Origin of the sequence: uncultured Sphaerotilus sp., assembly GCF_963924895.1 — a bacterium.
Lineage (GTDB): Bacteria > Pseudomonadota > Gammaproteobacteria > Burkholderiales > Burkholderiaceae_C > Sphaerotilus.
Map to the genome: position 1 here is coordinate 23230 of NZ_CAWURG010000028.1, position 22353 is coordinate 45582.

Here is a 22353-nt window from a genome sequence, read left to right on the forward strand (position 1 = left end):
CTTGATGGCACGTAAAAGTCCCCAAGCGGGCACCGAGCATGCTCTCCAATACAGTCCTTTTCACCGGCAACGCCAACCCTGTCCTCGCCCACGAGATCGCTACCGATCTGGGCATCGAACTGGGCAAGGCCGCCGTGGGCCACTTCTCCGACGGCGAAGTGACGATCGAAATCCAGCAGAACGTGCGTGCACGTGACGTGTTCGTGGTGCAGCCAACCTGCGCCCCGACCAACGAGCACCTGATGGAGCTGCTGCTGATGGTCGATGCACTCAAGCGCGCCTCGGCCCGCCGCATCACCGCCGTGATCCCCTACTACGGCTACGCCCGCCAGGACCGCCGCCCGCGCTCGACGCGTGTGCCGATCAGCGCCAAGGTCGTGGCCAACATGCTCGAAGCCGCTGGCGTCAACCGCCTGCTGACCATGGATCTGCACGCTGACCAGATCCAGGGCTTCTTCGACATCCCGGTCGACAACATCTACGCCTCGCCGGTGCTGCTGACCGACCTGAAGAGCAAGCGCTACGACGATCTGGTCGTCGTGTCGCCGGACGTCGGCGGCGTGGTGCGCGCCCGCGCGCTGGCCAAGCAGCTCAACTGCGACCTGGCGATCATCGACAAGCGCCGTCCGCAGGCGAACGTGTCGGAAGTGATGCACGTCATCGGCGAGATCGACAAGCGCAACTGCGTGATCATGGACGACATGATCGACACCGCCGGCACGCTGGTGAAGGCGGCCGAGGTGCTCAAGGAGCGCGGCGCCAAGAGCGTGTTCGCGTATTGCACGCACCCCATCCTGTCCGGCCCGGCCGTGGAGCGCATCAGCAAGTCGCAGCTCGACGAAGTGGTGATCACCAACACGATCCCGCTGAGCGGCCCCGCCAAGGACTGCAAGAAGATCCGCCAGCTGTCGGTGGCCTTCCTGTTCGCCGAGACCATCCGCCGGATTTCCGACGGCGAGTCGGTGACCTCCCTCTTCGCAGAACAGAACAACAACTTCTGATCTGCATTACCCCGGGTGCCTGGTCGCGGGCACCTTCCTCTTTTGGAGAAACCACATGAAATTCGTCGCATTCACGCGCGAGCTGCAGGGGACCGGAGCGAGCCGCCGCCTGCGCATCGCCGGCAAGGTACCCGCCATCGTCTACGGCGGCACCGCCACGCCGGCCCAGATCGAACTCGATCACAACGCCCTGTTCCACGCCCTGAAGAAGGAAGTGTTCCATTCGTCCGTGCTGGAGATGGAACTCGGCGGCGAGACCACCAAGGTCGTGCTGCGCGCGCTGCAGATGCACCCGTTCAAGCCGCTGGTGCTGCACGCTGACTTCCAGCGCGTGGACGCCACCACCCGCCTGCGCAAGAAGGTGCCGCTGCACTTCGTCAACGAAGCCGACTCGCCGGCCGTCAAGCTCGAGAAGTGCACCATCACCCACGTGGTGTCGGAACTGCACATCGAATGCCTGGCCGAGCAGCTGCCGGAATTCCTGACGGTCGATCTGGCTGGCATGACGCTGGGCAAGTCGCTGCACGTCAATGACCTGACGCTGCCGAATGGCGTCGTGGTGCTGACCCACGGCTTCAAGAACCCGGTCATCGCCACGCCCGTGGCCATCGTCGAGGAAGTCATCGTCGCCGCGGTCGCTCCGGCACCGGTCAAGGGCAAGAAGGGCAAGAAGTAATCTGCCCCGCCCCGCAAACCCCGCCCCGGCGGGGTTTTTTTGTTCTGGGAGTCGCACATGATCCGTCTGCTCGTCGGCCTGGGCAATCCGGGCCCTGAATATGAATCCACGCGGCACAACGCCGGTTTCTGGTGGATCGACGCGGCCGCACGCCGCCTGGGCGCCCATCTGCAGGCCGACCGGGCCTACCACGGCCTGGTGGCGCGCGTGAACCGCCCGGACGGGCCGATCTGGCTCATCACGCCGATGACCTACATGAACCTGTCGGGCAAGTCGGTGGCTCCGCTGGCGCGGTTCTTCAAGATCGCCCCGGAAGAGATCCTGGTCGTGCACGACGAACTCGACCTGCTGCCCGGCCAGATGAAGCTCAAGCAGGGTGGGAGCGCGGCCGGGCACAACGGCCTCAAGGACATCCAGGCCCAGCTTGGATCGCCCGCCTTCTGGCGCCTGCGGCTGGGCATCGGGCATCCGGGTGTGCGCGCCGAGGTGGCGGACTTTGTGCTGCGCAAGCCGCCAGCGGCCGAGCGCGAGGCCATCGAAGGCTGCATCGACCGCTCGATGGAAGCGCTGGACACCCTGCTGGCCGGCGACATGACCAAGGCCATGATGGTGCTGCACGCCGGGCCACAGCGCCCGAAGCCGCCCCGCCCGCCCAAGCCCCCCGCAGCCGAGCCGGCCGCAGACTGAACAGGCTCAGCCGACCACCAGCCGCGGCAGCGCGGTCTTCTGCAGCCGTTCGTACTTGGCCATCAGCTGCTCCGGGGATTCGACGTGGTCCGGGTTCAGCGGAATGCACTCGACCGGGCAGACCTGCACGCACTGCGGCTCGCCGAAGTGGCCGACACACTCGGTGCAGCGCTCGGGATCGATGACGTAGAACTCCTCGCCCATCGAGATCGCCTGGTTCGGACACTCGGGCTCGCAGACGTCGCAGTTGATGCACTCGCTGGTGATGAGCAGGGCCATGGTCTCTCTCCCCCTCAGCTTTGCGCGACGCGCTGCTGCAGGCGCTGCAGCACCATGGGCGCCACGAACTTCGAGACGTCCCCGCCCAGCACGGCGATCTCGCGCACGAAGGTGCCGCTGATGAACTGGTACTGGTCGCTCGGCGTCAGGAACAGGGTCTCGACTTCCGGCATCAGCTGGCGGTTCATGCCGGCCATCTGGAACTCGTATTCGAAGTCGCTGACGGCACGCAGTCCCCGCACGACCACCTTGCCATCGTGTTCGATGACGAAGTTGCGCAGCAGGCCGCGGAAGGCGATCACCTCGACGTTCGGGTACGGTAGCGCCAGTTCCTGGGCAATCTCCAGCCGCTCCTCGACGCTGAACATCGTGCGCTTGTGGTGCCCGGCGGCCACCGCCAGGATCAGGCGGCTGAAGAGGCGACTGCCGCGGCGCATCAGGTCCTGGTGACCGAGGGTCATCGGGTCGAAGGTGCCGGGATAGATCGCGGTGAGATCCTGGGTCACGGGGTTCAAGACGGGCTCCTGATCGAAGTCTCGGGTGTCACGGGGCACTCACTGGCCAAGGCTCATGCCCCAGTGTAGTCGGGTGCAGGCGGGGCACTGCGCTGCAGCAAATGGAAATGCACCATGCCGGCGCGGCCCTGGCGGTGCAGGCGGCAGCCCCAGGCCGCGCAAGCCGCCTCGTCGAAGGCGCGGTCGGCCTCCAGATAGAGCCAGCCCTCGGGGGTGAGCAGGGGCAGCGCCGCACGCACCGCCGCATCGAACACATGGGCGCCGAAGGGCGGATCCAGCAGCACCAGATCCAGATCGGCCACCTCGCGGCGCGCCATCCAGCCCAGCGCCTCGGCACGCACCACGCGCACCATCGTGGCGCCAAGGCGCGTGCAGGCGGTCTGGAGGTGGATGGCCAGCTTCTGGTCGTGCTCAAGGAGCAGCACCTCGGCGGCACCTCGCGACGCGGCCTCGAAGCCCAGCGCGCCGGTGCCGGCGAAGGCATCCAGCACCCGCCAGCCGGCCAGGTCCTGGCCTAGCCAGTTGAAGAGCGTCTCGCGCACGCGGTCCGGGGTCGGGCGCAGGCCGGGGTGGTCGGCCACCGGCAGCTTGCTGCGCTTCCAGCGGCCTCCGATGAGGCGCAATTCACCCGGTGCGGCGGCAGCCACATGGTCGGCGGAGGGTTTGCGCACAGGGGCGCGTCGGGCGGGGGCGGTAGACACGGGGGGATTCTGCCATTCAGTGGTGCGATGCAGACATCCCGCCCCGGGCGGGCGGGTTGCGTCAGACACGCTGCCTACAATCCAAGGCCGACCAGCCGGTCGTTTTCGTCACCATCGACACGCATGTTCAGTTTTCTTCGTCGCAAGCTCTTTTCCGCGCCGCCGCCGCCCGAGACGCCGGCCACACCAGCCGCCGAAGCGCCCGTGGCGAGCCCCCTCCCTGCCGCGAAGCCGAGCGCCATCACCGCCGCTCCGGCCCCCGACGCCACACCCGCCCGCTCCTCCTGGCTGAACAAGCTCAAGTCCGGCCTGGCCCGCACCGGCTCCAGCATCGCCCAGGTCTTCACCGGCACCCGCATCGACGACGCGCTCTATGAAGAGCTGGAAGCCGCCCTGCTCATGGCGGACGCCGGTGTCGGCGCCACGCAACACCTGCTCGATGAACTCAAGCGCCGGGTCAAGGACACCCGTTGCACCGACCCCGCCGCCGTCAAGGCGCTGCTGATGGAGGTACTGACCGAGTTGCTGCAGCCGCTGGAGGCACCGCTGCAGATCGGCGCGACCCAGCCGACCGTGATGATGGTCGCCGGCGTGAATGGCGCCGGCAAGACCACCAGCATCGGCAAGCTGACCCGCCACCTGGCCGGCATGGACTGCAAGGTGCTGCTGGCAGCGGCCGACACCTTCCGGGCCGCGGCACGCGAACAGCTCTCCGTCTGGGCGGACCGCAACCGTGTCGAGATCGTCAGCCAGGAAGGCGGCGATCCCGCGGCCGTGTGTTTCGACGCCGTGACCGCGGGCAAGGCGCGTGGCTGTGACGTCGTGATCGCCGACACCGCCGGGCGTCTGGCCACGCAGTTGCACCTGATGGAGGAGCTGCGCAAGATCCGCCGTTCGCTCGGCCGCTCGATGGAAGGCGCGCCGCACGAGGTGATCCTGGTCGTCGATGGCAACACCGGCCAGAACGCGCTGACCCAGGTGAAGGCCTTCGACGAGGCCATCCAGCTGACCGGACTGGTCGTCACCAAGCTGGACGGCACGGCCAAGGGCGGCGTGCTGGCCGCCATCGCGCTGTGGGGCCGCGAGCGGGTCGCCAAGGGCAAGCCGGTCGTGCCGGTCTACTTCATCGGTGTGGGCGAGAAGCTCGAAGACCTGCAGACCTTCAATGCCCGCGAGTTCGCGCAGGCCCTGCTGAACTGACCTGCAGGATCTGCGTCAGGCGACCATGGCCGCCTGCTGGCGGGCATCGATCCAGGCCAGCAGGTGTTCGGCAATGCCGGCTGCCGCCCCCGAGGCGACCGCGGGCTGGGCCAGCACCGGACGATCGACCGCGGCCGTGCGGGCATCGGCCAGCACGGCGTTCAGTGCGTCGCCGTCCAGCGGACGCTGGTCCAGCACGGCACCGTGTCCATTGCGGCGCAGCACCTGGCCCTGTGCACTGTCCACGCTCACGAAGGGCACGTCGAGCACGCTCGCCACATCCGCCAGCGCCTGACCCACGTCGAGCACCGCACCATGGGCTCCGTGCAGCAGGCTGATCTGTTCGGGCAGCGAGGACACCTCCCGGCAGAGCACCTGGGCCGCATCCATGCGCGCACGGGCATCGCCACGGCGCTGACCGTCGCTGCGCACGACGAAGATGCGCTCGGCCAGCGCAGCGTCGGCGTCCAGCAGCTCGACCAGCATCGCCTGGGTCGGTGCATCGACCAGCCAGATGACCTTGCCATCGCAACGGATCTGCGAAAGCGCCCGGACCACCACCTGGACGCGGTCCACCGGCAAGCCCATCAGCGAGCAGGCGGCCAGCACGTACGGCGTACCCGTCACGCCGTTCACCGACCACGTCGGCCCCAGGTACATCGGCAGGCCGTTGCGCAGGAAGGCGCGGTCCGGGGTCATCACTTCCGGCCAGACGGCCGCGACGGCGTCCGTGTTCAGCTGATCGGGCACACAGGCGATGCGCTCCGGCCGCATCCCCTGGCGCGCCAGCGACTGCAGCGGCGACGGTGCACTGGCCACGCACAGCAGACTGGACATCTGCTCGATCAGCGTGGCGTTCAGCCCTTCGCTGGCGGAGGCCATGCGGTCGCCGGCTTCCAGGCAAATCAGCGGCAGACCCCGCTGCTGCGCCGCGAGGCAGCACGCCACCATCGCGTCGCTCGAGCCCAGGCTGAGCACGGCCAGCGGCTTGTATTCCTCGGCGAAGTGCCCGAAGCCTTCCGTGATCTTGGCGATCGAGGCGTTCAGGTCCGCCTCCGACCATTCCAGATCGAGCCCGACTTCCATCGCGGGCAGCACACGCCCCATGCCGGACCAGGGCCAGACCCGCGGCAGGGGGCCCAGACTGACCAGCATCATGCGCGGCGAGCGTCCCTGTTCGGCCATCGCCTGGGCGAGTGCGGCGAACTTCAGCGCGGCGCTGGTGCTGTCGGCCAGACAGAACACCTTGTCCCGGCTGTCACGCTGCGCCAGACGGCCTGCGGCATGGACGCGGGCGGCCTTCACGGCGGCGTCCGACACCGAGCGCAGGCGGGGCGCCATCAGGGCGGCCTGGGACTGCGCGTCCAGCTCGATGGCCACCTCGGTGGGCAGGGCGACCTCGGCCGCCTCCACAGGCGTGTCGTCGGCTTCGTCCGCGACAGGGGCCTCGACGGCGACAAGCGCGGGCACCGTCTGGGACGGGGAGTCGATGAAGGTCAGCACCGGCTCCGGCGCTGCAACCGGTTCAGAAACAACGGGGGCAGCGACCGGTGGGGCGACCACTACCGGTGCAGGAGCGGGTGTGGGTGCCGGCTCGGGCGCCACAACCGGCGCAAGCACAGGAGGAGCGGGAACCGGCGCAGGAGGTGCGGCCTCGACGGTTGCCATCACCGGCGCCGGCACTTCCAGACCACCCTCCCCGATTTCCGCCCGCAGCTCGCCGGCCGTGCGCTCGATCAGGTCGGCCGAAATGTTGTCCGCGCCATCCAGAAAGGCGGCCAGCAGCACGCGGTTGGCCAGCCGGTTGAGTCGGCGCGGCACCCCGCCCGACCACTGGTACAGGCTCTCGAAGGCACCGGCACCAAACGCCGGGTGCTGGGTCCAGCCCACGCGGCGCAGGCGGTGCTCGATATAGGCCTGCGTCTCCTCCAGGCTCAGCGGCCCGAGGTGGCACGACGCGGTCACGCGCTGGCGCAACTGCTCCATCGACGGCGATTCGAGCAGGCGGCGCAGCTCCGGCTGGCCGACCAGGAAACTCTGCAGCAGCGAATGGTTGCCAAGCTGGAAATTCGACAGCATGCGCAGCTCTTCCACTGCGCGCGGCCCGAGGTTCTGCGCTTCATCCACCACCAGCAGCGCGTGCCGCCCCTGCGCGGCCAGCGCCGTCAGGAAGGCTTCGAGCGTGGCGATCAGGTGCGCCTTGGACGTGTTGTTCTGCGAGGGAATGCCGAAGGCGGTGATGATCGACTGCAGCAGCTCGCCCGACTCCAGCTGCGTGCTGACGATCTGCGCCGGCAGCACTTTCTGCCGGTCCAGTCCGTCGAGCAGCATCCGCACCAGCGTGGTCTTGCCTGCGCCGATCTCGCCCGTGATGACGATGAAGCCCTCGCCCTGCGCCACCCCGTACTGCAGGTAGGCCAGCGCCCGACCGTGGCCGCGGCTGTTGAAGTAGAAGGCCGGATCAGGATTGAGCTGGAACGGGGGACCGCTGAAACCGAAAGCTGATTCGTACATCGTGTGACCGTCAGAACCGGTGCAACATGCCGACCGAGAGGGCAGACTCCGTCGCGTTGACACCGATGAGCGTGGACGAACCAGTCTGGTGGCGCACGGCGCCGCTCAGCGTGGTTCGGGGCGACAGGCTGTGCGTGGCCCCGAGACGAACAATCGAATTGCTCGAGTGCAGCGCCACGTTCGGGCCCAGACCGTCGGTCTTGGTGCGGGTGAAGCTCAGGTCGGCCGTGGTTTCCGGCGTCAGGCGGCGCGACACCCCGAAGGTGGCGCCGCGTTGCGTGGCATCGCTGGCAAGCCCGATGACGCTGTCCTCGTTCGGACCACGCAGGTCTTCCGTGCGGGTCTGGAACAGGCGGACAGTCACCGTGTGCCGCACGCCGAGCATGGCCAGCGTGACGTTGGCACCCTGCTGCAACTGCACGGTGCGCGAGAACAGATCGACCGGACCGGTCAGCGTGTTCGGCAGGCCCCGCTTGGCGATCAGGTCCTGGACCGCGATCTGGCGCAGCCCAGGATCCTGGATGCGGGTCTGCAGGATGGAGTCGACCAGGGTCGCCACATCACCGCCGGCCTGCAGCGCGCCCAGACGGGCCGCGTAGGTGGTCGCCTGACGGACGAGCCCCGCCGACACGGCCATGAAGGGCGAGCGGTGCGAGAAGTTGACGTTCCAGCCGTTGCCGAAGAAGCGCTTTTCGAGCAGGACGTCGAACTGCGTGCGCTCGGTCGGCGCCCAGCGCATCGACACGCCGCGCAGCGTTTCGCTGATGTTGTTGGTGGTGAAGCGGGCCGCGTCACGACCGCCCGTCAGGCCCAGCGTCAGCGTCGGGTCCGGTGCGTAGAGTGCGGACAGGCGCGCCGTCTGCAGCGTCAGGCCACCGGCAGCGCTGTCGCTGTAAGCAGTGTTCTGGTAGTTCAATTCGCCGCGCAGCCCCGCCGGCTCGGGCCTCAGGTCATAGCGGGCGGAATGCGTCTGCACGAGTGCATCGGCGTTGTTGGTCAGAGCGGCCACCGTCGAGGTGCCGCGGCCCTGTGTCCAGACCAGATCGCTGCGCGCGGTGATGCGCGACGAAGGCGACAGTTCCCGGTCCAGATAGGGGCTGATCCGTTCGCGGGTGCTGGTGCCGACGTTGTAGAACGTGGCGCCATCGCTGAGCATGTCGAACGGCGTGGACGAGGTGGTGTCCGCGCCCAGTTCCGCATCCACGAACAGCAGGCGATCGACCAGGCGGCTGTTGAGCACGACCTGCCCGCGCGGCAGGATGCGGTCGGCCCGGCTGCGGCCGAGGTACTGGACCATGTCGGCGGCCACCGTACCGGTCAGTTTGTAGTCGGGTCCCGTGCCGAGGAGCTGGACCTGGGGCGTCACGGTGAGCACCGTCTCCATGGTCGCGGCGTCCGCGGCCTGCATGCCGGCATTGCTGGAGGCCGTGACGGTGGCCTTGACAGCGGGGACGACGCGCCACGCCTGGGCCTGCGCATCGCCGTGGGCGGTCCATCCGGCCAGCAGCAGGACCGCTGCCGACACCCCGGTGCGCATCAGCTCACGTGGCGTAGTAATAGCCATAGGCCTCGCCCGATTTGCCGCGCGCCCGATTCAGCACCGACAACACCACAGGACACTGCTCCACCGCGGCGTAGGCCTGCGACACCTGGGCGTGCGTGGTCTTGCCGGCCTCGACCACCATGACCACCTGCCCGACCCGCGAGGCCAGGACACGGGACTCGGTCGTGGGAATCAGCGGCGGCGCATCAAAGACGACGATGCGGTCCGAGAACTTCGATGCCAGCTCATCCAGCAGCGCTTCCATCGCGCCGCTGGCCAGCAGCTCGGTCGACTGGGCGTTGGCCGTGCCGGCGGGCAGGATGCTCAGCTTGGCGACGTTGGTGCGCAGCATCACGTCGTGCAGCTCGATGCTGGGCGACTGCAGCACGTCCATCAGGCCACGGGCCGGCTCGATGCCGCAGCGCGCCAGCACGGACGGACGCAGCACGTCGGCATCCACCAGGAGCACGGACAGATCGACTTCCATGGCAATGCTCATCGCCAGATTGATGGCGAAGAAAGTCTTGCCCTCGCCCGGCATCGCGCTGACCACCTGGATCAGGTTCGGCCGGCTCAGCGCCTGCGCCGATTCACCACGGGCATTGGCCAGCAGCGGACGCTTGATGATGCGCATCTGCTCGGCCAGTTGCGACCGGGCCTGGGCAGGCACCAGATAGCCTTCGCGCTCCAGACGCGCCAGATCGAGCGTCACCTCGCGCGACCGGCGTCCCGACGAGGTCAGCGCCTCGACCACGCCATTGCGCGCAGCCGCCACGACGGCCGAGGACGCACGGGCGACCGCAGGCTTGACGGCCGCGATCTTCGTTTCGACCGCAGCTGCCACAGGCACGGGCGCCTCGACCGGCACAGCCGCGGGGGCCTCCACAGGTGCAGGCGACGCCGCAGCGGCACCCGGGATCTCCGGAACCGGAACGTCGAAACCGGCACGTTTGAGTTCTGCTAACCGCTTGGCGGCTTGCTCGATGGTGTTCATCAGGGGGCACCTATTCCTTAACTGGCCGAACGCAAGGAGATCCAGGCCACCCATCCCACATTCGCGAGGACGAACAGGCTCATCACACCCGCGAGCTTCATGCGGTCCTGGCGCTCCAGGTCACGGTCCCGCGGGTCATCCACCTTGAGGAGGCTGCCCAGCACGGGTCGCTTGGTGAATTCACGCAGTTCGCGTTCGCTCGAGAAGACCGGATTCAGCAGGGTCTGCGCGTAGGCCGCCGCAATCCCGGCAAGCACCGACAGCAGCATCACGCCGATGGCGAGCTGGATGCGGCTCGGGAACACCGGCGAGGGCAGCACCCGCGGCGGCTCGATCAGACGGAAATCGGCCATCGACGAGGTCTGGTCGATCTTCACGCCCAGCGAGGCGGCCTCGCGGCGCTGCACCAGCTGGTCGTAGTTGCGGCGCATGATCTCGTAGTCGCGGTTGAGCTGCACGAGTTCGGCTTCGGCCTGCGGCACCTTGTTCGCCTGGGCACGGATTTCTTCGAGGCGCGCCTGCTGGTTGCCCAGCTGGGAACGCAGCGACGCGACATTGGCTTCCGCGTCGGCCAGATTCAGGCGCAGGCGCTGGAACACCGGATTGGTCGCAGCCGCCGCGCGGCGGGTCGCGCTGTTGGTGCTCTTGAGCGCATCCATCTCCCGACGGCGCTGGTCTTCCAGCTGGGCAATGATGCGCCGGGTCGTCAGGACGTCCGGGTGCTCTTCCGTGTAGCGGCGGAGCATCTCGTCCAGCTGGCGCTTCTGCGTTTCGACGCGGCTGTCGAGATCCGGCGTGAGCGAGACCGCGGAGGCCGCAGCCACCGGCAGATTGGGCTCTTCGTTGCCGAGTTCACGGCGGGTGGCGTCGCGCGACTGTTCGGCGGCACCCAGCTGGACACGCAGGCGGTTGACGTCGTCCGTCAGCGTCTGGATCCGGGCGAAGTAGTCCTGGTTCGTGGTCGCGGCCACGCTCATGTTCTTGAGCTTGAAGTCCTTGAGGCGATTTTCAGCCTCGGTCAGCTTGCCCTCGTACTGCTTGATCTGCTCGTCGATGAAGCGGCTGGCTTCGGCCGAATCCTTGCGCTTGGTGTCCAGACCGGACTCCATGAACATGCCGACCAGCACTTCCACCAGCTTGCGGGCGCGGATGGGATCCTGGTCGCGGTAGCTGATGGCGTAGAGGTTGTTGCCACCGGTCAGTTCGACCTTGATGGACTTCATCAGGGACTCGATCTGGGCATCGAGTTGCCCCGGCTCCAGCTTTTCGAGTCCGATGGCCGGGTTGTTGACCAGGCGCTCGACGTTGGGGCGGGAGATCAGCGTGCGTCCCAGCATGCGGACCTGCTGGTCGATGTCGGGCTGGAAGGCCAGTCCGACCATCATGGGGCGCAGCACGGTCTGTGTGTCCACGTAGACCCGGGCGCGTGCCTCGTGCCGCTCGGGAACGACCCACACGACCAGCGCGCCAGCGAGCGCGACGATCCAGGCCACTGCAACAGCCATCCAGCGATGTTGCCAGACACTGCCAGCCAATATCGCAGCCTGTCGGGTGAATTCATTCATACCGGCCGTCTACCTGTCATTCTTGGGTTCAGGGCTGACCGGCTCTGAGTGACCGGTCAGCGGCGTATCAGAGAGCGATGGCGATCAGAACCAGCTTTGCGGCACGATGATGATGTCGCCCGGCTTGACGTCGACGTTCGCCGAGATGTCGCCACGCTTGAGCAGGTCCTTCAGACGGACGCTGTACTGCTTGCCCGCCTCGGCACCACGCACCAGCACGGCACCGTTGCCGTCCGCGAAGTCGGTCAGGCCACCGGCCTGGATCATCACGTCCAGCATCGTCATGTTCTGGCGGAACGCCACGCTCTGCGGCTTGGTGGCCTCGCCCACGATGCGGATCTGGTCGTTGAACACCCCCTGGAAGGTGCCCACCACCACGGTCACCACCGGATCACGGATCACCCGCCCCAGCAGCGTCTCGATCTCGCGCGACAGGTCGGCCGGGTTCTTGCCCGCGGCCAGCACGTCTTCGACCAGCGGCGTGGAGATGCGTCCGTCCGGGCGCACCGTCACGGTGGACGACAGTTCCGGGTTGCGCCACACCACGACATTCAGAGTATCGAGAGGACCGATCTTGTAGCGATGGTCCACCGTTTCAGCCGACCGCGGCGCAGGCGGATAAGTGCTGCTGCGCATCAAGCCACACCCCGACAGCGCACCTGCACCGGTGACGCACGCCAAGGCCAGGGCCGCTGCCCGCGAGAAACGGCTCATTTCGATCCTCATGCGAATTCCTCTCATTGGTCTGCAAGCGCACCGCGCTGCAACAGTCCCGGATGGTACCGCGGGACAACGGCAGTTTCTTACAAAGTTAATTTTTGTACGGCATTGGCACGCAGACAGCGCCCGCCATCAAGAATCAACTCAGTGCGCACCTTCTCGGAACAGCACGACACTGACGGTTTCGATCAGTACCTGCAAATCCAGCAGCAGCGAATTGTTCTTGACGTAGTAAAGATCGAACTGGTGCTTCTTGCGGGCATCTTCCAGCGAAGCGCCGTAGGCATAGCGCACCTGCGCCCAACCCGTCAGACCAGGCTTGACCGTGTGCCGCAGGTCATAGAACGGAATCTGTTCGCGCAATTGCGCCACGAACGAGGGGCGCTCCGGACGCGGCCCCACCATGCTCATCTCGCCCTTGAGCACGCTGAACAACTGGGGCAGCTCATCGATCCGGGTCTTGCGGATGAACGCGCCCACACGGGTGATGCGCGAGTCGTTCTTCGATGCCCAGCGCGCAACGCCATCCTTCTCGGCATCGGTGCGCATGCTGCGGAACTTGATGCACATGAAGCCCTGCCCACCCAGGCCGACACGCTCCTGGCGATAGAGGATCGGGCCGACGCTGTCCATCCGGATGGCCAGTGCGGTGAGCAGCATGACCGGCGCGCCGATCAGCAGCAGCAAGGACGAGCTGACGATGTCGAAGACGCGCTTGGTGAACTCCCGGGCACGCCCCTGGACGAAGCCGTCGCCGTACACCAGCCAGCTGGCCTTCAGGCTGTCGACAGGCACCTCGGCCTTCGTGCGCTCGTAGAAGTAGGCCAGATCCATGATCGGCACACCGCCGATGCGGCACTCCAGCAGCTGGTCCATCGGCACACCGCCGCCACGCTGCTCGCGCACCGCGACGATGATTTCGCTGATCTTGTGCTCGCGCACCAGATCCACCATGCGCAAGCGGGTATCGAATATGTGGGCTGCACCGCGCAGGGCGCCGCGGTCGGTCTGTTCCGCAGTAGGAAAGAAACCCACCACGTCATAACCGGCCCAATGACCACCAGCGCGCAGATCGGTACAGACCTGACGCGCATCCGGACCGGTACCGACAATCAGGACGCGGCGCGTTCCGACCATTTGCCGAATACCCCAGGCCGAACCACGGTAAATGGCCAAACCACCCATCAGGTAAACCAGAGAATATCCAACCAGGCTGCTCGCATAACCGTCGTAACGAATATACTTGATCGCCAGATAAGTAATATATCCCCCAATCACGAACGCAAACCCGATGCGCAGGAACATCGGCACCAACCCAAGATTGCGGTGGCGATAGAGTCCGACAAACGAGTACAGCAAGGCCATCACCAAGGCGAAGGAGAACGCCGAGAAAAGGATGACCGGACTGATGACCTGCATCAGGGGGTTGACCCCAGGCACCGGGTGCGCCAGCGTGGCCGCAGACAGCAATGCCGCTATGAAACAGAGCACCCCGTCAGCGAACAACTCCACGAAGTGCGTTCCCGACGTACGGTGCTGAAAAACTCTGAACATCCTCTGGCCCCCTAGGCAAACAGGCGAGACACCACGTCACTCGCATCTCACATCACGAACCGCTTGGGTCGACTTGTTGAATTCTCGCCTCAACACCGAGGGGAGCAAGACGAAGGCAGCCGTCGATCCCCCGATCAGGGGCCATCTCACCATGATTGTGTGACGTAATAACGCTCAAGTGAAGACTGATACCAACTCTTTAATAAAACACTGCACGAGCAGCCACTCTCTATTCTGACGGCATCCACTTGATTTGATAAATATAGGAATACCGGGATCGAAAGTGAAATAAACATGCTTGCACCTATCGTGCAATTATCACATTCAGCATTTCAAGCCCACATGCAGGGCCACGACACCTGCAGACAGGTTATGCACATCCACATGCCCGAAGCCGGCGGACTTCATCATCGCCTTGAGTTCAGCCTGCGGCGGGTGCATGCGGATGGATTCAGCCAGATAACGGTAGCTATCGGCATCGCCGGTCACTAGTTGACCCAGGCGCGGCAGCACGTTGAAGGAGTACCAGTCGTACACCTTGCCCAGCGGCGCCGCGACCTTCGAGAACTCCAGCACCAGCAACTTGCCGCCCGGCTTGAGCACCCGGCACATCTCCGCCAGCGCCCGGTCCTTGTGGGTCATGTTGCGCAGGCCGAAGGCCACGCTGACGATGTCGAAGCGCTCGGAGGGAAACGGCAGCTTCTCCGCATCACAGATGACCGTCGGGAGCACCACGCCTTCGTCGACCAGCCGGTCACGTCCGGTGTGCAGCATGGCTTCGTTGATGTCGGTGTGCACGACCCCACCAGTCGCACCGACCTTGCGCGCGAAGGCGCGGCTGAGGTCCCCGGTGCCGCCCGCGATGTCCAGCACCTGGTGCCCTTCACGCACACCCGACACGGCCAGCGTGTAGGCCTTCCAGACCCGGTGCAGCCCCATGGACATGAGGTCGTTCATCACGTCGTAGCGCGACGCCACCGAGTCGAACACCCCGCGGACCATGCGGGCCTTCTGGCCCTCGTCTACGGTCTTGAAACCGAAATGGGTATCGCTCATGGTCAGTGGCTGGCACAGGCACTGCCAGAGGCCTGCACCATCGGGGCGTCCCGCTCGACGCCCGCGGCGCTCACCCGGTCGAGATAGTCCTGCCAGCAGGCGTCCTGATTGACACCCAGGTCATACAGCATTTCCCAGGTGTAGAGCCCGGTGTTGTGCCCGTCGTTGAACGAAGGCTGGACCGCGTAGTGCCCGACCGGCTCAATGTCGACAATCTCGACCAGGCGCTTGCCGGTCTGCAACACTTCCTGCCCGGGACCGTGGCCGCGCACCTCGGCCGACGGCGAGTACACCCGCAGCAACTCGTAAGGCAAGCGGAAGACGGCGCCATCGCTGAAACCGATTTCCAGCACACGGGACTGCTGGTGCAGGGTCAGTGCAGTGGGCTGAGGAGTGGTTTGGCGCGACATCGGGTGAATCCTTGACTGAAACGAGCGTATCGATCACGCAAGGCGCCGAATGCTGCGCCGCACGATGCCGAATTGTCCCTTAAATTACGTGAAATTATGGCGATATACAACTGAAAATCTCTTGTTTGCGTGAAGAGATTCGCCGATCGCCACTCCATCGCATCGCCACTGGATCAGACCAGTACCCGCTCGATGCCGCCCGCGTTGGCGCGCTGCACGTAGTCGGGCATCCAGTTCTCCCCCAGGATCTGCCGGGCCATCTCGACGACGATGTAGTCCGCTTCGAGCAGGCCGCTCTTGAGGTCTTCGCCATAGCGGGACAGGCCCTGCAGGCAGCTCGGGCACGACGTGAGGATCTTCATGTCCCCCTGGTGTCCGGCAGCACGCAGCTCCGCCTCGCCCTTGAGGATCTCTTCTTCCTTGCGGAAGCGGATCTGGGTCGAGATGTCCGGCCGGCTCACGCCCAGCGTGCCCGATTCGCCGCAGCAACGTTTGCTCTCGATGACACCGTCGCCCAGCAAGGCCTTGACCGTCTTCATCGGGTCCTGCAGCTTCATCGGCGTGTGGCAGGGATCGTGGTAGAGGAAACCGCCCTGCCCCTGCAGCGTGATGCCCTTTTCCAGCAGGTACTCGTGGATGTCGATGATGCGGCAGCCAGGGAAGATCTTGTCGAACTCGTAGCCCTGGAGCTGGTCATAGCAGGTGCCGCACGAGACCACCACCGTCTTGATGTCGAGGTAGTTCAGCGTGTTGGCGACCCGGTGGAACAGCACCCGGTTGTCGGTGATGATCTTCTCGGCCTTGTCGAACTGGCCCGAGCCGCGCTGGGGATAGCCGCAGCACAGGTAGCCCGGCGGCAGCACCGTCTGCACGCCCGCGTGCCAGAGCATCGCCTGCGTGGCCAGCCCGACCTGCGAGAACAGCCGCTCCGAGCCGCAACCCGGGAAATAGAACACGGCTTCCGTCTCGGCAGTCGTTGCCTTCGGGTTGCGGATGATCGGGACGTAGTCCTTGTCCTCGATGTCCAGCAGCGCACGCGCTGTCTTCTTCGGCAGGCCGCCTGGCAGCTTCTTGTTGATGAAGTGGATCACCTGCTCCTTGATCGGCGCGGTGCCAACCGAGGACGGCGGCGCCGACGTCTGCTTCTTCGCCGCCGACTTGAACAGGTCGTGGGCGAAGCGCTGCGCCTTCATGCCCACGCCCACCAGCGCGCCGCGGGCGAGCTTGATCGTCTCGGGGTTGGTGGCGTTGAGCATCAGCATCGCCGCGGCGTTGCCGGGGCGGAAGCTCTTCTGGCCCATCTTGCGCAGCAGGTTGCGCATGTTCATCGACACATCGCCGAAGTCGATCTTCACCGGACACGGCGACAGGCACTTGTGGCAGACCGTGCAGTGGTCGGCCACGTCCTCGAACTCTTCCCAGTGCTTCAGGCTGATGCCGCGGCGGGTCTGCTCTTCGTAGAGGAAGGCCTCGATCAGCAGCGAGGTCGCCAGGATCTTGTTGCGCGGGCTGTAGAGCAGGTTCGCGCGCGGCACGTGCGTGGCGCAGACCGGCTTGCACTTGCCGCAGCGCAGGCAGTCCTTGATCGACGCGGCGATGTCGCCGATGTCGCTCTGCTGCATGATCAGCGACTCGTGCGTCATCAGGCCGAAGCTCGGCGTGTAGGCCTCGCTCAGGTCGGCCGAGCGGGTGTCGGCGCCGAGGTCCGTCTGGCGGTCCTTCTGGCGCAGCAGCTTGCCCTTGTTGAAGCGCCCTTCCGGATCGACCTTGGCCTTGTAGGTCGCGAAGTTCTTCAGCTCGTCGTCGGTCAGGAATTCGAGCTTGGTGATGCCGATGCCGTGTTCGCCCGAGATCACGCCGTCCAGGCTGCGCGCCAGCACCATGATCCGCGCCACCGCCTCATGGGCGGTCTGCAGCATCTCGTAGTTGTCGCTGTTGACGGGGATGTTGGTGTGGACGTTGCCGTCCCCGGCATGCATGTGCAGCGCGACCCAGACCCGTCCGCGCAGCACTTCCTGGTGGATGCGCCGCAGCTCGTCGATGACCGGGATGAAGGCCGCGCCAGTGAAGACCTGCTGCAGCGGCTTGAGGATCTGCGTCTTCCACGAGGCGCGCAGGCTGTGGTCCTGCAACTGGTCGAAGAAGCTGCGGCCGGCGCTCGCCTCGTCGTGCTGCGCCACATCCAGACCGGTTTTCCAGCCCGACCACAGCGTGCGCACCTCGCGCAGCAGGCCCAGCGCCTGCGCCACCCGGTCGCCCAGCAGCTCGGCGCTCGGGATGTCGTTGGCGTCGTCGGTCTTGCCCAGCGGCAGGTTGCCAGTGGTGAACAGGGCTTCGAGGCGGTCGACCAGCGCAAGCTTGTTGCGCAAGGAGAGTTCGATGTTGATGCGCTCGATGCCCAGCGTGTACTCGCCCATGCGCTCCAGCGGGATCACCACGTCCTCGTTCACCTTGAACGCGTTGGTGTGCTTGGAGATGGCGGCGGTGCGCTTGCGGTCGAGCCAGAACTTCTTGCGCGCATCGGCGCTGATGGCCACGAAGCCTTCGCCCGAACGGGCGTTGGCCAAACGGATGACCTCGCTGGTGGCGCGCGCCACGGCGTCCGCGTCATCGCCGACGATGTCGCCCACCAGCACCATCTTGGGCAGACCGCCGCGCTTGCTCTTGGTCGCGTAACCCACCGCCTTGAGGTAGCGGTCATCCAGATGCTCCAGCCCGGCCAGAATCGCGCCGCCGGGCTTCTTCATCTCCTCGAACATGAAATTCTTGATCTCGACGATCGAGGGCACGCACTGGATCGGGTTGCCGAAGAACTCCAGGCAGACCGTGCGCACGTGGTCGGGCATGCGGTGGACGACCCAGCGCGCCGAGGTGATCAGGCCGTCGCAGCCTTCCTTCTGGATGCCGGGCAGGCCGGCGAGGAACTTGTCGGTGACGTCCTTGCCCAGACCTTCCTTGCGGAAGGTGCGGCCGGGAATGTCGAGGCGCTCGGTGCGCTCCAGCGTCTTGCCGGTCGCGTCGTAGTAGTTCAGCTCGAAACTGGCGGTCTCGATGTCGTGGATCTTGCCCAGGTTGTGGTTCAGGCGGATCACTTCGAGCCACTTGGCCTCGGGTGTCACCATCTTCCACGAGGCCAGATTGTCCAGCGCAGTACCCCAGAGCACGGCCTTCTTGCCACCCGCGTTCATCGCGATGTTGCCGCCGATGCAGCTCGCCTCGGCCGACGTCGGATCGACCGCGAAGACGAAGCCACCGCGCTCGGCCGCATCCGACACGCGCTGCGTCACCACGCCCGCGCCGGTCCAGACCGTCGCCACCTTGTGCGGCACACCCGGCAGGTCGACCATCTCGACCTCGGTCATCTGCTCCAGCTTCTCGGTGTTGATGACCGCGCTCTTCCACGTCAGCGGCACGGCGCCGCCGGTGTAGCCGGTGCCACCGCCACGCGGGATGATCGTCAGGCCCAGCTCGACGCAGCCCGCCACCAGCGCGGCCATCTCGGCCTCGGTGTCCGGGGTCAGCACGACGAAGGGGTACTCGACGCGCCAGTCGGTTGCGTCCGTGACGTGCGAGACGCGGCTCAGGCCGTCGAACTTCAGGTTGTCCTTGCGGGTGTGGCGGCCCAGCACCTTCTTCGTGCGCTGGCGCAGGTCGTAGACCATGCGGAAGCGCTCGCCGAAGCGCTCGACTGCGCTGCGCGCCGATTTCAGCAACTCGCCGACCAGCCCGTCGCGGCCGGCATCGTTGCCCGGATCGCGGCGCTTCTCGACCTCGCCGAGGCGGTGGTGCAGCGCATCGATCAGCAGCTGGCGCCGCTTCGGGTTGTCGATCAGGTCGTCTTCGAGGTAGGGGTTGCGCTGCACGACCCAGATGTCGCCCAGCACCTCGTAGAGCATGCGGGCGGAGCGGCCGGTGCGGCGCTCGCCACGCAGGCGGTCGAGCAGTTCCCAGGCCCGTGCGCCCAGCAGCCGGATCACGATTTCGCGGTCCGAGAACGAGGTGTAGTTGTACGGAATCTCGCGCAAGCGAGCTTCGGCGTGCGCCGGGTCCAGGGGAAGACCAGGCATTTGGAGGAGCGGATTCAGGGGAAGCGGTGCGTTCATGTGGCCGCAAAGCAGCAGCGCGCGAGGCGCGCGCAGAGCCCGCCATGCTACCGCAGCAGCCATTTCAGCCGGCATACAAGTGCTTTGGCGCATTGACAAGTGTTGTTTGCACCAAACCGCCGCAGCTGACACGGCGCAACGACACAATGCGGCTGGATGCTGCAGACTGCAGACTTCGCCCGCGCTGGAGTGCCACGATGAGTCCGAACCGTACCCTGCCGAACGACATCGACGACCTTGATCCCGCGCCTGCGGGTCCGGCTTCCGCCGCGGTCCCACCCTGGCCCTATCCGACCTGGATCGCCCACCGCGGCGCCGGCCGACTCGCCCCCGAGAACACGCTGGCCGCCTTCCGTGCCGGCGCGGCGCTGGGCTGGCGGGCCTTCGAGTGCGACGTCAAGCTGAGCGCGGACGGCGTCCCTTTCCTGCTGCACGACGACACGCTGGAGCGCACCACCGACGCCGCCGGCAGCGCGGGAGACCTGAACTGGGCCGATCTCGCCCGGCTGGACGCGGGTGGCTGGCACAGCCGCCTGCACGCGGGCGAGCCACCGTGCAGCCTGGACGCCATCGCCGCCTTCTGCCTGCGCAACGGGCATCTGCTCAATCTGGAACTCAAGCCGGTCCCCGGTGACGAGGAGCGCACCGGGCAGATCGTCGCCCAGGCGGTCCGGCAACGCTGGGGCGAAGCGGTGCGGGACGGACTGAGCGTCTGGCCGCTGCTCAGCTCCTTCGAGCCCCGCACGCTGGCCGCCGCCCGCGAAGCGGTGCCGGAACTGCCACGCGCCCTGCTGCTGGACACGCTGGCCCCCGACTGCTTCGACATCGCCGAGCGGCTGGACTGCGTGGCCGTGATCCTGGAGGAGTCGCTGATTCACGCGGACCTCGTGCGCACGCTGCACCACGACGGACTGCGGGTGCTCGCCTACACGGTCAACGACGCTGGGCGGGCCGAACTGCTGCTGGACCTGGGTCTGGACGGCCTCATCACGGACGCAGTCGACACCTTCGTGCCAACCACCTGACCGCGGGGACCCGGCCCCCTGAAGCCAGGGCTCAAGGCCACCCGGCCTGACGCCGATATCGACGACATCCGCGCCCCCCGTGCCAAGCAGGCACGGGCGACGCTCGCTCATCGGTTCCGCGTCTCGTCGAAAGGCCTTCCATGCCCGCCTCCAAGTCTGCCCCTGCGTCGGCGTCTGCCCGCACCTCCTCCGGCCGCCACGACGCGGCGCACCGCCACGAACACGCGACGCTGAATGTCCACTACGTGCCAGCCCGCATGCCGGCGGGCGTGGTGACCGGGCTGTGGGGCGGTGCCGTCAAGCGCATGGACGATGGCAGCGGCCTGCCGCTCAAGCTGGGCGACGTCATCCACAAGGGCGACGTGCTGCTCACCACCCAGCGTGGCATCGTGCAGCTGACCGCCGACGGAAAGCGCTTCGTCACCACCGGCGACCCGGATCTGGACCAACTGGTCACCCGGCTCGACGATGGCGATCTCGACTTCGTCACCGGCGCGGGTCCCGACGGCGGTGATGGTTCGCTGCAGGCCGGCCTCGTCGTGGACCGGGTCATCGAAGTCGTCTCGCCGCAGGAGTACCAGTACGCCTACGACCAGCTCCACCAGACCGGCGACCAATTCAACGGCAGCGGCACCGGCCAGCCCGACAGCCCGATTGCCGTGGACACGGGCATCGTCGTGCGGCTGGACGGCCCCACCGGCGTCGTCGAGGGCCAGACCGCAGCCAACTACACCGTCACGCTGTCGCACGCGGCCACGGTCGACGTGACCGTGACGCTGGCCTACGCCGGGGTAGCCACCGCCGGCAAGGATTTCACCCCGGTCCCATCGGTCACGATCCCCGCCGGCCAGACCTCGGCCCGGTTCGACATTGCCACCATCGACGATGCGCTGGCCGAGGGCGCAGAGCCCTACACGGTCACGATCGCCCGCGCCGCCGCTGGCGAAGCCGGGGTCGTCGGCGATCCAGTGGCCATCGGCATCGATCCGGTCCACGCCACCGTCACCACGACCATCACCGACGACGCCGGCCCGTTCGGCCCCGGCACGCCCGGCCCCGAGGACACCTGTCTCGTCTCGATCTCCGGCCCCGGATCCGTCGTCGAAGGGGAAGTCGCTTCCGGCTACACCGTCTCGCTCAGCCAACCTGCCGTCACCGACGTCGTCGTCAAGCTGACCTACACCGGCACGGCCACCGACGGTTCCGACTACACCGCCGTCACGTCCGTCACGGTCCCGGCCGGCCAGACCTCCGCGACGTTCGACATCACCACCATCGACGACGCCCTCGCCGAAGGCACCGAGACCATCACCGTCTCGCTCGGCGAGATCACCGGTGGCGGCTTCGAGGCCATTGCCGGCAACCCGGCACAGGCCACGGTCACGACTTCGCTCGTCGATGACTCCGGTCCCTTCGGCCCCGGTGAACCGGGACCCGAGGACACCTGCCTCGTCTCGATCACCGGCCCAGGCTCGGTCGTCGAAGGTGAAGTCGCTTCCGGCTACACCGTCTCGCTGACCCAACCTGCCGTAACCGACGTCGTCGTCAAGCTGACCTACTCCGGCACGGCGACAGACGGCTCTGACTACACCGCTGTCACCTCCGTCACGATCCCTGCTGGCCAGACCTCAGCGACCTTCGACATCGCCACGATCGACGACGCCCTTGCCGAAGGCACCGAGACCATCACCGTCTCGCTCGGCGAGATCACTGGCGGCGGCTTCGAGGCCATTGCTGGCAATCCAGCCCAAGCATCGGTCACGACCTCGCTCGTCGACGACGCCGGTCCGTTCGGCCCCGGTACGCCTGG

Annotated in this window: 18 protein-coding genes; 6 read left to right on the forward strand and 12 right to left on the reverse strand. The window is 66.6% G+C overall.

Annotated features, from left to right (window positions below; all coding sequences use genetic code 11):
• Positions 1-38 precede the first annotated feature (38 nt).
• The 3 genes from AABN02_RS11635 to pth are packed head-to-tail and all read left to right on the forward strand — an operon-like array spanning position 39 to position 2364.
• On the forward strand, positions 39-1001 hold the full coding sequence (locus tag AABN02_RS11635) for a ribose-phosphate pyrophosphokinase (protein ID WP_338415102.1): 963 nt from the start codon (positions 39-41) through the stop codon (positions 999-1001).
• Between the two features lie 55 nt (positions 1002-1056).
• Positions 1057-1677 (forward strand): 50S ribosomal protein L25/general stress protein Ctc, encoded by a 621-nt coding sequence (locus AABN02_RS11640; RefSeq protein ID WP_338415103.1) that lies wholly within the window; start codon positions 1057-1059, stop codon positions 1675-1677.
• A gap of 57 nt (positions 1678-1734) precedes the next feature.
• A complete protein-coding gene (pth, locus tag AABN02_RS11645) occupies positions 1735-2364 on the forward strand; it encodes an aminoacyl-tRNA hydrolase (protein ID WP_338415104.1) in 630 nt (209 codons plus the stop codon).
• Positions 2365-2370: 6 nt separating this feature from the next.
• Here the strand turns inward: pth and AABN02_RS11650 are convergent, their stop codons facing one another.
• From AABN02_RS11650 to rsmD, 3 genes are all read right to left on the reverse strand, one after another.
• Positions 2371-2643 carry a YfhL family 4Fe-4S dicluster ferredoxin gene (locus AABN02_RS11650; RefSeq protein ID WP_179632893.1) on the reverse strand — a complete coding sequence of 91 codons (273 nt, stop codon included), beginning with the start codon at positions 2641-2643 and terminating at the stop codon, positions 2371-2373.
• A 14-nt stretch (positions 2644-2657) separates the two neighbouring features.
• Positions 2658-3149 carry a pantetheine-phosphate adenylyltransferase gene (gene coaD / locus AABN02_RS11655; RefSeq protein ID WP_338415118.1) on the reverse strand — a complete coding sequence of 164 codons (492 nt, stop codon included), beginning with the start codon at positions 3147-3149 and terminating at the stop codon, positions 2658-2660.
• A 62-nt stretch (positions 3150-3211) separates the two neighbouring features.
• Complete coding sequence (rsmD, locus tag AABN02_RS11660) at positions 3212-3859, reverse strand: 16S rRNA (guanine(966)-N(2))-methyltransferase RsmD (RefSeq protein WP_338415105.1); 648 nt, start codon at positions 3857-3859, stop codon at positions 3212-3214.
• A 123-nt stretch (positions 3860-3982) separates the two neighbouring features.
• On the opposite strand from rsmD, the gene ftsY reads away from it, so the two are divergent.
• Positions 3983-5059 carry a signal recognition particle-docking protein FtsY gene (gene ftsY, locus AABN02_RS11665; protein ID WP_338415106.1) on the forward strand — a complete coding sequence of 359 codons (1077 nt, stop codon included), beginning with the start codon at positions 3983-3985 and terminating at the stop codon, positions 5057-5059.
• A gap of 15 nt (positions 5060-5074) precedes the next feature.
• Here ftsY and AABN02_RS11670 read toward each other — a convergent pair whose 3' ends face one another.
• From AABN02_RS11670 to AABN02_RS11710, 9 genes are all read right to left on the reverse strand, one after another.
• A complete protein-coding gene (locus AABN02_RS11670; protein WP_338415107.1) occupies positions 5075-7573 on the reverse strand; it encodes an XrtA/PEP-CTERM system-associated ATPase in 2499 nt (832 codons plus the stop codon).
• A gap of 10 nt (positions 7574-7583) precedes the next feature.
• Entirely contained in the window at positions 7584-9110 is a 1527-nt protein-coding gene (locus tag AABN02_RS11675) for a TIGR03016 family PEP-CTERM system-associated outer membrane protein (RefSeq protein ID WP_338415108.1), read from the reverse strand.
• Between the two features lie 4 nt (positions 9111-9114).
• Positions 9115-10110: an XrtA-associated tyrosine autokinase gene (locus tag AABN02_RS11680; RefSeq protein ID WP_338415109.1), complete on the reverse strand. Its 996-nt coding sequence runs from the start codon at positions 10108-10110 to the stop codon at positions 9115-9117.
• 17 nt (positions 10111-10127) lie between these two features.
• The gene (locus AABN02_RS11685; RefSeq protein ID WP_338415110.1) at positions 10128-11675 is read right to left on the reverse strand and encodes an XrtA system polysaccharide chain length determinant; all 1548 of its coding nucleotides are present in this window, start codon (positions 11673-11675) and stop codon (positions 10128-10130) included.
• A gap of 84 nt (positions 11676-11759) precedes the next feature.
• Complete coding sequence (locus AABN02_RS11690) at positions 11760-12389, reverse strand: XrtA/PEP-CTERM system exopolysaccharide export protein (RefSeq protein WP_338415111.1); 630 nt, start codon at positions 12387-12389, stop codon at positions 11760-11762.
• A gap of 150 nt (positions 12390-12539) precedes the next feature.
• Positions 12540-13907 carry a TIGR03013 family XrtA/PEP-CTERM system glycosyltransferase gene (locus AABN02_RS11695; protein ID WP_338415112.1) on the reverse strand — a complete coding sequence of 456 codons (1368 nt, stop codon included), beginning with the start codon at positions 13905-13907 and terminating at the stop codon, positions 12540-12542.
• Positions 13908-14273: 366 nt separating this feature from the next.
• Positions 14274-15005, reverse strand: a complete 732-nt coding sequence (gene ubiE / locus AABN02_RS11700; protein WP_338415113.1) for a bifunctional demethylmenaquinone methyltransferase/2-methoxy-6-polyprenyl-1,4-benzoquinol methylase UbiE — start codon at positions 15003-15005, stop codon at positions 14274-14276.
• A gap of 2 nt (positions 15006-15007) precedes the next feature.
• Positions 15008-15415 (reverse strand): DUF971 domain-containing protein, encoded by a 408-nt coding sequence (locus tag AABN02_RS11705; RefSeq protein ID WP_338415114.1) that lies wholly within the window; start codon positions 15413-15415, stop codon positions 15008-15010.
• Between the two features lie 173 nt (positions 15416-15588).
• Positions 15589-19482 (reverse strand): FAD/FMN-binding oxidoreductase, encoded by a 3894-nt coding sequence (locus tag AABN02_RS11710; protein WP_338415115.1) that lies wholly within the window; start codon positions 19480-19482, stop codon positions 15589-15591.
• Positions 19483-19715: 233 nt separating this feature from the next.
• On the opposite strand from AABN02_RS11710, the gene ugpQ reads away from it, so the two are divergent.
• Together ugpQ and AABN02_RS11720 are read left to right on the forward strand one after the other, a co-directional pair.
• Entirely contained in the window at positions 19716-20543 is an 828-nt protein-coding gene (ugpQ, locus tag AABN02_RS11715) for a glycerophosphodiester phosphodiesterase (RefSeq protein ID WP_338415116.1), read from the forward strand.
• Positions 20544-20683: 140 nt separating this feature from the next.
• Positions 20684-22353: Calx-beta domain-containing protein (locus tag AABN02_RS11720; RefSeq protein WP_338415117.1), on the forward strand; the 1670-nt coding region annotated here is incomplete at its 3' end.

Bases quoted from the DNA above. Each gene is read 5' to 3' on its own strand.
- AABN02_RS11635 (WP_338415102.1), top strand. From the start codon at position 39: ATGCTCTCCAATACAGTCCTTTTCACCGGCAACGCCAACCCTGTCCTC.
- AABN02_RS11640 (WP_338415103.1), top strand. From the start codon at position 1,057: ATGAAATTCGTCGCATTCACGCGCGAGCTGCAGGGGACCGGAGCGAGC.
- pth (WP_338415104.1), top strand. From the start codon at position 1,735: ATGATCCGTCTGCTCGTCGGCCTGGGCAATCCGGGCCCTGAATATGAA.
- AABN02_RS11650 (WP_179632893.1), bottom strand. From the start codon at position 2,643: ATGGCCCTGCTCATCACCAGCGAGTGCATCAACTGCGACGTCTGCGAG.
- ftsY (WP_338415106.1), top strand. From the start codon at position 3,983: ATGTTCAGTTTTCTTCGTCGCAAGCTCTTTTCCGCGCCGCCGCCGCCC.
- AABN02_RS11670 (WP_338415107.1), bottom strand. From the start codon at position 7,573: ATGTACGAATCAGCTTTCGGTTTCAGCGGTCCCCCGTTCCAGCTCAAT.
- AABN02_RS11675 (WP_338415108.1), bottom strand. From the start codon at position 9,110: ATGCGCACCGGGGTGTCGGCAGCGGTCCTGCTGCTGGCCGGATGGACC.
- AABN02_RS11680 (WP_338415109.1), bottom strand. From the start codon at position 10,110: ATGAACACCATCGAGCAAGCCGCCAAGCGGTTAGCAGAACTCAAACGT.
- AABN02_RS11685 (WP_338415110.1), bottom strand. From the start codon at position 11,675: ATGAATGAATTCACCCGACAGGCTGCGATATTGGCTGGCAGTGTCTGG.
- AABN02_RS11690 (WP_338415111.1), bottom strand. From the start codon at position 12,389: ATGAGCCGTTTCTCGCGGGCAGCGGCCCTGGCCTTGGCGTGCGTCACC.
- ubiE (WP_338415113.1), bottom strand. From the start codon at position 15,005: ATGAGCGATACCCATTTCGGTTTCAAGACCGTAGACGAGGGCCAGAAG.
- AABN02_RS11705 (WP_338415114.1), bottom strand. From the start codon at position 15,415: ATGTCGCGCCAAACCACTCCTCAGCCCACTGCACTGACCCTGCACCAG.
- AABN02_RS11710 (WP_338415115.1), bottom strand. From the start codon at position 19,482: ATGCCTGGTCTTCCCCTGGACCCGGCGCACGCCGAAGCTCGCTTGCGC.
- ugpQ (WP_338415116.1), top strand. From the start codon at position 19,716: ATGAGTCCGAACCGTACCCTGCCGAACGACATCGACGACCTTGATCCC.